This is a genomic window from Oleiagrimonas citrea, from assembly GCF_012395255.1.
In the GTDB taxonomy this organism is placed as follows: Bacteria; Pseudomonadota; Gammaproteobacteria; order Xanthomonadales; family Rhodanobacteraceae; genus Oleiagrimonas; species Oleiagrimonas citrea.
This window is the reverse complement of the sequence record NZ_JAAZQD010000003.1, coordinates 616,269-623,973: the sequence shown is the minus strand read 5'-3', so window position 1 is coordinate 623,973 and position 7,705 is coordinate 616,269. Positions and strand designations below refer to the sequence as shown.

The following is a 7,705-nucleotide window of genomic DNA, read 5'->3' as shown; positions in this document are numbered from 1 at the left end:
TGCGCGGCGATGATCCGCGGTTGCAGGCCGTACTCGTGACAGCGCCTGGCCCAGTGGTGCGCCCCGCTGCACGCTTCCATCGCGACCACGGTCCCAGCCGGCTGCTGGGCCAGCCACAGGGCAAACGCATCGCGCTTGAGGTCCAGCCGCCGCCGAACATGCCCGGCCGCGCCCATCTCGCACACCGAAAAAGCGGTCTTCGCCAAGTCCACGCCAAGGATTATAGTGTTCATGGAGACTTCCTCTTCTGCTGACGGTTGTGTCGCAACACCATCATGGCCTTCGAGACCGAAGGGAGGGGAAGTCTCTTTTTACTCATTCAAGCCGACCGCCTACTGGCTATGCCAGCGGTCGGCGTCTTAATTCAAGCGTTAGCCTTCTATGAATGTTCGCGACGTACTTATTGATCCAACTCGCTCCGGAAAGCTGATTCTTGCGCTACAGCGGGCGGTGTCAAAGCAGTTCACGAACACCGACTGGGAAGAGTTCGGGTACGAGACCGGCGAATACGACTACATCCGCGGCCATGGTAGGCTGTTGCGCAGTCTTTACTTTGGCGACGAAGACTACGGCTCTTGCGTGTTCCAAGCCCTCCGATACTTCACCGACAACAAGCCATCCGTCATAGAAGCTTTTCTAAACAACAAGAAGATTCGTGTTGCTTTGGAGAACGATGCGCCTGAAATCATGACGGATTTGGGGCTGTTGGGTTCGCATGTACCGGCCGTTGTTGTGCGAAACATAAGTTCTTCACAGGTGGTGGAGCGTGCGCTTGCCGACTCAGAGCATTTGCTTGTCAAAAACGGACCGGTAAGCTGTATCGACAGGCTCCACACCGCTCTTCATGGCTACCTAAAGGATCTATGCTCACAATGCGGTCTTACCATTGATGCCAATGCTTCGATAACTAAACTGTTCAAGCTGCTTCGCGCAGACCACCCGATGCTTCAACATCTCGGCAATCAAGATAAAGACATCGTCCGCATTCTAAATTCCTTGTCCAATGTCATAGATTCCGTCAACACTATAAGAAACCACGGCTCCGTCGCTCATCCAAATGAAAAGTTGCTAGGGGATGCGGAGGCTTTGTTGGTCGTCAACGTTACTCATACCTTATTTCACTACATCAACTCCAAGGTTCAACATGTGGCGTAAAAGGCTAACTAATCGGTCAACCGGACGCTCACCCGCTGCGCGGATTCGCGCTGGTTACCTCAAGCGTTAGGCAAAGACATGCTCACTGCGTTTTGGTTCAACACAAGCAGCGGCCTCGGGTTTGGCGTAACCGCCGAGTCCCAGGCTGTGGCTGAGGGACTTTTACGCAAGCATGGCTATCCGCCGCGCGGAGCCGAGATCACTGGCGTCATTGCTGGCATTGAGTTCGCCGCCCTCGATAAAAGGCATGTGGTTCCAAACGCAGGGCCAATCGTTGTAAAGGGTGTCTGGTATCCAAGGCACAACATTTAAGGCAGCGCCTAACAACTCATTCAAGTCGACCGCCCACTGGCTACGCCAACGGTTGGCGTCTTAGCTCAAGCGTTAAACAACTAAAGGACTTAGGTGCCTCATGCCAACGCTTAGAAACTCAGTCATTAATAAAATAATAAATTATCTAGAGCACGGGGATTTTTGTGTTGAGGACTTTGATTCTCAGTTTCCAGATAATTCAACCGTGCTTGCACGGATTACTTTCAAAGCGCTGCCAAAATACACCTTCGTTTTAGATGAAACATATTCGACTGGCTCTATTGGCGCCACCCTAGCTGTTATGGGTCAGGGTAACGCGAAAAAAATCATTAGAACTATCGAAAAGCCAGGAACATACAAGAATAATGAAACAAGAAAACATGAAGATATTGATTCCGCCATCAGCAGAGTATCTGACTGGGTTCGCAGCATCAGAGATGACTTGATCAACTCAAGAGCGACGTTGTGCTCAACCATTGATGAATTAACTGATAACTTTCAAAAAAGCATCGATGAAAATATTGACGATCCGGAATCTTACTTTGAAAGCCATGAAGAAGATGCCATCAAGTCTAAATTGGATGAACTTCATAAAAGGGTTTCTGAGCTAGAAGAGAAGCTCGGCTTTACACCTGAAGAAACGAGGAAAATAGAAAAAGCAATTGAGAAAGGCAAATCTGATCTAAAGGTGTATCCAAAAGGGGTTTGGTACAAAACAGCCGGCACAAAACTACTGACAGTAATGAAAGGAATATTGAAGTCTAAGGAAGGCAGGGAAATTCTGACCGATCTTGCAAAGAAGTTGTTGCAGTAAATGTTTAACAAGGCCATCAAATACGCACCCTTCGGTCGCCGAACGCTCGTAAACTCGCGCCGTTTATGGAAGCGTTAGGCAACACGGACAAGCTCCTACTCACCCAAAAAAACGGTTCCAGGCACACTTAAAACATTCGTAAGTGCATTTGGAACCGTTATCAGCTCGGATGGCGGCTAACAATTTGTCCAAGCCGGCGCCGCTTTGCAGCATGACTTGAGCATGGGGGAGTCTCGGCATATGAGACAACGCTGTGCTGCCAATACAACGGCAACAGTCGGTTGCGTGTATGGCTGAGGTAGCCACGATGACAACAACGAATGTTGATATCACTTGCTCGTGCGGCAGTAACAAATTTGAAATGCCGGAGAATCCCAAAGACTCTGACGTCATCAAGTGCGCGAAATGCGGCGCGCCTGGTCGATACGGTGACGTCAGCACTCAGAATAGGGGACGGAGGGAATTAATTCCATAGATGCGATGCGCAAGAACCAAGGCAGCCCCCGCGTGAAAAGAATCCTGGAACTTAACTACCCCACCCCTAACAAATAATGGCACCGGAGACAATTAAACTTTCGCAACAATTTAGATGGCAAAAAACTAAATTAAACCGCAACCGCTTTGCGGCCCTGACCCACAACCAAGAAATTGCCCCTGACAATTTTTATTTTCGACGCCGCCTCAAATGCAACTGAACAGGGGCTCTAGACGGAATGGCAATGTCAAAACCTGACAAAGCTAAACTTAAAGATGCAGCGATAAAGGATATTCGTCTTGTCGAAGATATCCTTCGCCAATGGGATCCAATCGGAGTCGAGCCAGGCGCTTTGGCACCAGCCGATGAGTACGATAGTTACGCTCCGCACATTGCCTCAATGGTGAAGAGCAACTGCACGGTCGAGACTTTGGCAGCTCATCTAGAGCACCTCGGCACCGAAACGATGGGTTTAGGCCGAAGCAACGAGTCGAGCCGCGCGCATAGCCTAAAATTCGCAACAAAGATTTTGGCCGCCTTGCGGCCGCCTAACGGCGGCCTCAAGTGCGACGCGGCAAAGCCGCGCACCTTAAACTGAGCGTTAGATAGCACAAATATATTCCGTCATAAGTCTAATCATGAAAATCGGTGAACTCACATCGTTCGGACACAATGTCGCAGATTCGCTTGCGAGCGGAATTTGCTTCATGGCGGGCACCTACTGCGTCGATGTGTTTGGCGAGGCCTCCGCCTCCCCGGAGGGTCACATCATCGTTGACTTCCTATGTGGATCAACGTCAGGCAGCCCTGTTTCCTCGAACCTCCGCCAAGCAATTGTGCGCTTTTCGGAACGGCTTCCGAAGTTGGCGAAGGAGCATGGTATTGAGGTGTCTGAAATCAAAACCATGTCCGCTCGATTTGGCACTGATCCAATCCTGGGTCGGCATTTCGCAGTAACCGTAGAGACCTCAGATGGTCGAAAGTCCGTTGACCAATACACAGGAACTCCAGGCAAGCGCTACAGCAAGCCGCGCCGGAGCAAGGGTGAATATAGAGGCAGAGGCAATTAATCGCTGCCGAAGAACCCAGCCTGCGCCCCTCCCCTTCGGTAGTGGCGGAGGGTGGAGGATCAGGCCCGAAGGGTGGCGCACAAGGATGTGCGCCAGTGTTTCGTCAGCACAGGATGTGCTGTCGAAACACTCCCGGAACCCGGAGCGGACCTGGAGGAGCGAAGCTCCGGAGAGCGCGGACGCGGGGTGCCCTTCTTTTGGTTCGCACCACGGGCACTCCCTTCGGTCGTTTTCGTGGGCAAGCAAGAAAATGAACCCGGCCGGCGCCAGCCAGACGGAACGCTCTTGAAGCCCCCAACAGACTGCATCATGGTGCAGTCAGCCCAGCACCGCATCACCATGACACGCGAACCCGAAATCTACTGCCCCGCCTGCCAGTGGCACCCACGCGGCGACAGCCGCTGGATCTGCGCACGCTCGAAAGGCGGCTGCGGCACCCGCTGGAACACCTTCTGGACCGGCGGCTGCTGCCCCGGCTGCGGACACCACTGGGAAACCACCCAATGCCTTGTTTGCAAAAAGGTTTCACCGCACGTCGACTGGTATCACTTCCCGCCCGAGGAAGAAGCACAGCGTGAAAAGGCACGCGAAGTGACCGCGTGACTCCGCCCGGCCTAGTGCACGCCGCCCCGGCCGGGCGTTGCCAGCGCCGCTTTCGTGCGTGGACCCGCGCTACTCCGCGATGATCTCCCCGCTGCCACCGAGGGGTTCGGGAAAATCGCGGAACTTGGTCAGACCGTCGTGCATCGGCAGCACGGTTTCCTGATAGTTCGCATGCACGGACGGCACGAAATCGAAATCCTCGATCACGGCGGCGAACACATCGATCAGTCCCCACTCCGGGTGTTCGGTGAACAAATGACCACCGCAGTTCGAGCACCAATGACGGACACTGCGCGGATGCTTGGCGTAATGCGCCAACCGGTCCTCGCCCTGGCGCACATGCACTGCCTCCTTCGGCCATAGGCTGAAGGCATTGACCGGCCCCGCCGACCAGTGTCGACAGGATTCGCAGTGGCAGTACCCGGCGTCGGCGGGTTCACCGCGAAGTTCGAGTTCGACCGCGCCGCAAAAGCAACGCGCGACATGCGTGGGTTGAACGTCTGGCGTGTTCATGACAGAAGCCTCCATCGCAACGAATCGCCGATCCAGCATGCGGACAAGCCCTGCTTCGCGCAATGGAACCTATGTCCGATCCCGCACGGCCAGGTCGCTGGCTTCTGGCGCAAGCCAGCGGGATTCCTGTCGGCAGGTGTGCCTACGCCGGCTCGATGTGGCGCAATAGCAGACGAGGTGTTTCCCGGCCCTGCCAGTCGTTGACGACCAGACTGTAGGCCGCGCGAAGGTTTGGCACGTCGGGAAGTTCGGGATCGATATTGAACATCACCGCGTCGATCATGCTGCCGTCTCGCGGATCGCGGAGATGGAAGCGCGCATGCGCACCGGTGCTGCCCATGGGCCGGCGCCGCAGGCATTCGAAGGTGTTCTCGAACAGCGGCTCCGGAAACGCCTGTCCCCACGGACCGGCCAGTCGCAGGACGCGCGCCAGTTCCAGATTCATCTCACCCGCCCCCAGCTCGCCATCGGTCCACAGCACGGACTCCAGCCATTCGGGCTGCATGCGGTCGCGGACGACATCGTCGAAGGCCTGCGCGAAGGCGTCGAAGCGATCCGCGGCCAGACTGAGTCCGGCCGCCATGGCATGGCCGCCGAACGGGCCCATCAAGTCGGGATGCCGGGCGTCGACCTCGGCCAGCGCATCGCGAACATGGAAGCCCGGAATCGAGCGCGCTGAACCGCGCAGCGTGTCGCTGCCGACATCGGACGGCGCGAACGCCACGACCGGGCGATGCAGCCGTTCTTTCAGGCGCGAGGCCACAAGGCCGACCACGCCCGGATGCCACCCCTCGTCGTAGAGTGCGACGCCGGTCGCATCCGGCACATCGGTGCGCTCGACCATGCGCTCGGCCTCGGCCACCATGCCGGCCTGCAGTTGACGGCGCTCGGCATTGATCGACGACAGCAGTTCCGCCAGCTCGCGCGCGCGCGCCGCATCGTCGGTGAGCAGGCATTCCACGCCCAGGGTCATGTCTTCCAGCCGGCCGGCTGCGTTCAGGCGCGGCCCCACGGAGAACCCCATGTCCGAAGCCGTCAGGGTGGCAATGCTGCGCCCGGAGGCTTCGACCAGCGCCTGGATGCCCGCGCAGCCGCGACCGGCGCGGATGCGACGCAGACCGTTTTCGACCAGCACGCGATTGTTGCGGTCCAGCGGCACCACGTCGGCGACCGTGCCCAGCGCGACCAGGTCCAGCAGCGCGGCCAGATTCGGCCGCGCGCCGGCCGCGAACCGGCCTTCACGTTCCAGCCGAGCGCGCAGTGCCAGCAGCAGATAGAACATTACGCCGACGCCGGCCAGCGCCTTGCTGGGAAAGGCGTCGCCGGGCAGGTTCGGATTGACGATGGCGTCGGCCTCCGGCAACTGCGGACCCGGCAGGTGATGGTCGGTCACGACCACTCGGATACCGCGCTCGCGCGCCGCGGCCACGCCGGCGACGCTGGCGATGCCGTTGTCGACCGTGACCAGCACGTCCGGCCTCTCGCCTAGCGAACCCACCAGCGCCGGGCTGAGACCGTAGCCATGCTCGAATCGATTGGGCACCACGAATCCGACGCGGGTTGCGCCGAGCATGCGCAGCCCGCGCACGGCGACCGCCATGCCGGTCGCGCCATCGCAATCGTAGTCGCCGGCAATGACGATGCGCTGCCCCTCTGCGATGGCTTGCGCCAGGACATCGACGGCAGCATCGAGTCCGCCGAGCGCCTGCGGCGGCGTCAGGGCGGTCAGCGCGTGGTCGATCTGTTCCGCGGACGCCACGCCACGAGCCAGATAGACGCGTCGCAGGACCGGGTGCAGCGTATCGGGCCAGTCGATTCGCAGATCGGGACAATGTCGCTGGCGCAGCGTCGTCCGTCTCATGCCACCTTCCGCCAGATGCGCCAGCGATGGGCGTGGCGCACCAGCATGCGTTCGCCGCTGGCGAAATCCAGATGCATGGCCTTGTGCCGCTTCAGCGCCCGCTCCAGCAACGGCCAGTGCGCCTCCGGACGCAGTCCGGCTTCCAGATCCAGCAGCACGTCGCCGGCGGCATCGGGGTCGAAATCCTGCACATCCGCGACCGCGACCCTGGCCCGTTCGGCCAGCACGCGAGCCAGCGCATCATGCGTGTGGATACGCTCGATGTCGGCCTTGACCCAGGATGGCAGGCGTCCACCGCCCCACAGCCACAGGCAGTTCACCGGCATCTGGCCGCGTGCGCGGCGCTCGGCGTTGAGCGGATGCTGGTGCAGCAGGATCTGTGCCTCGTTGAACAACTCGCGCCAGCTCGCATGACGCGCATCCTGCGGCAGATACGTCAGCAGATCGTCGCCCAGCACTCGATCCGGCGCGGCGAAGGCTGGCGGCTGGGCATCCCTCGGCATACGCAGATGCCAACGCGAGGGCGTAGTCAGTTCAAGCAGAAAGCCGCGATCGCCGAACAGCGGTCGCAGGGGCCGCGCCAGCGATTCGGCCTCCTCGGCGGTCAGATCCAGCGTGCCGCATGCGAGCATGCGTGCTCCGGTCATGTCGGGCTGCACGAAGGCCGGATCGGCGCATAGCCAGGTATCTCCCTCGGCATCCCCCCGCTCGGCTTCGCGCAGCAGAGCGCCCGCCGGCAGATCACCCGAGGGCCAGCGAAAGTGCGCGCCCAGCGCTGCGGAATAGCCGTGCGCGGCATCGGGCAATCGGTCACCGCGAATCAGCCAGGTCCGAAGCAAACGATCCTGACCGCAATGGGCAAAGTTGGGCAGCAACACATGCAGCATGGCTAGTTCCGGAAT

Annotated in this window: 7 protein-coding genes and 1 pseudogene; 4 read left to right on the top strand and 4 right to left on the bottom strand. The window is 58.8% G+C overall.

Annotated features, from left to right (window positions below; translation table 11 throughout):
- Positions 1-233: pseudogene (locus tag HF690_RS09990) on the bottom strand (IS110 family transposase); the annotation flags it as partial.
- A 148-nt stretch (positions 234-381) separates the two neighbouring features.
- Here HF690_RS09990 and HF690_RS09985 point away from each other — a divergent pair.
- From HF690_RS09985 to HF690_RS09970, 4 genes are all read left to right on the top strand, one after another.
- The gene (locus HF690_RS09985; protein WP_193568441.1) at positions 382-1,155 is read left to right on the top strand and encodes an abortive infection family protein; all 774 of its coding nucleotides are present in this window, start codon (positions 382-384) and stop codon (positions 1,153-1,155) included.
- Between the two features lie 412 nt (positions 1,156-1,567).
- Positions 1,568-2,281, top strand: coding sequence for a hypothetical protein (locus tag HF690_RS09980; protein WP_168609308.1), 714 nt, complete (start codon positions 1,568-1,570; stop codon positions 2,279-2,281).
- Between the two features lie 719 nt (positions 2,282-3,000).
- Positions 3,001-3,354: a hypothetical protein gene (locus HF690_RS09975; RefSeq protein WP_168609307.1), complete on the top strand. Its 354-nt coding sequence runs from the start codon at positions 3,001-3,003 to the stop codon at positions 3,352-3,354.
- 706 nt (positions 3,355-4,060) lie between these two features.
- Positions 4,061-4,429, top strand: coding sequence for a hypothetical protein (locus HF690_RS09970; protein ID WP_240151699.1), 369 nt, complete (start codon positions 4,061-4,063; stop codon positions 4,427-4,429).
- Between the two features lie 69 nt (positions 4,430-4,498).
- Here the strand turns inward: HF690_RS09970 and HF690_RS09965 are convergent, their stop codons facing one another.
- The 3 genes from HF690_RS09965 to HF690_RS09955 form a co-directional block, all read right to left on the bottom strand.
- Complete coding sequence (locus HF690_RS09965) at positions 4,499-4,942, bottom strand: GFA family protein (RefSeq protein WP_113064890.1); 444 nt, start codon at positions 4,940-4,942, stop codon at positions 4,499-4,501.
- A gap of 142 nt (positions 4,943-5,084) precedes the next feature.
- Positions 5,085-6,803 (bottom strand): single-stranded-DNA-specific exonuclease RecJ, encoded by a 1,719-nt coding sequence (recJ, locus tag HF690_RS09960; RefSeq protein WP_168609306.1) that lies wholly within the window; start codon positions 6,801-6,803, stop codon positions 5,085-5,087.
- Positions 6,800-7,690 (bottom strand): phosphoglycerate mutase, encoded by an 891-nt coding sequence (locus tag HF690_RS09955; RefSeq protein WP_168609305.1) that lies wholly within the window; start codon positions 7,688-7,690, stop codon positions 6,800-6,802. The genes recJ and HF690_RS09955 overlap by 4 nt, the downstream gene beginning before the upstream one ends.
- Between the last annotated feature and the right edge of the window lie 15 nt (positions 7,691-7,705).

Bases quoted from the DNA above. Each gene is read 5' to 3' on its own strand.
- HF690_RS09985 (WP_193568441.1), top strand. From the start codon at position 382: ATGAATGTTCGCGACGTACTTATTGATCCAACTCGCTCCGGAAAGCTG.
- HF690_RS09980 (WP_168609308.1), top strand. From the start codon at position 1,568: ATGCCAACGCTTAGAAACTCAGTCATTAATAAAATAATAAATTATCTA.
- HF690_RS09975 (WP_168609307.1), top strand. From the start codon at position 3,001: ATGTCAAAACCTGACAAAGCTAAACTTAAAGATGCAGCGATAAAGGAT.
- HF690_RS09965 (WP_113064890.1), bottom strand. From the start codon at position 4,942: ATGAACACGCCAGACGTTCAACCCACGCATGTCGCGCGTTGCTTTTGC.
- recJ (WP_168609306.1), bottom strand. From the start codon at position 6,803: ATGAGACGGACGACGCTGCGCCAGCGACATTGTCCCGATCTGCGAATC.
- HF690_RS09955 (WP_168609305.1), bottom strand. From the start codon at position 7,690: ATGCTGCATGTGTTGCTGCCCAACTTTGCCCATTGCGGTCAGGATCGT.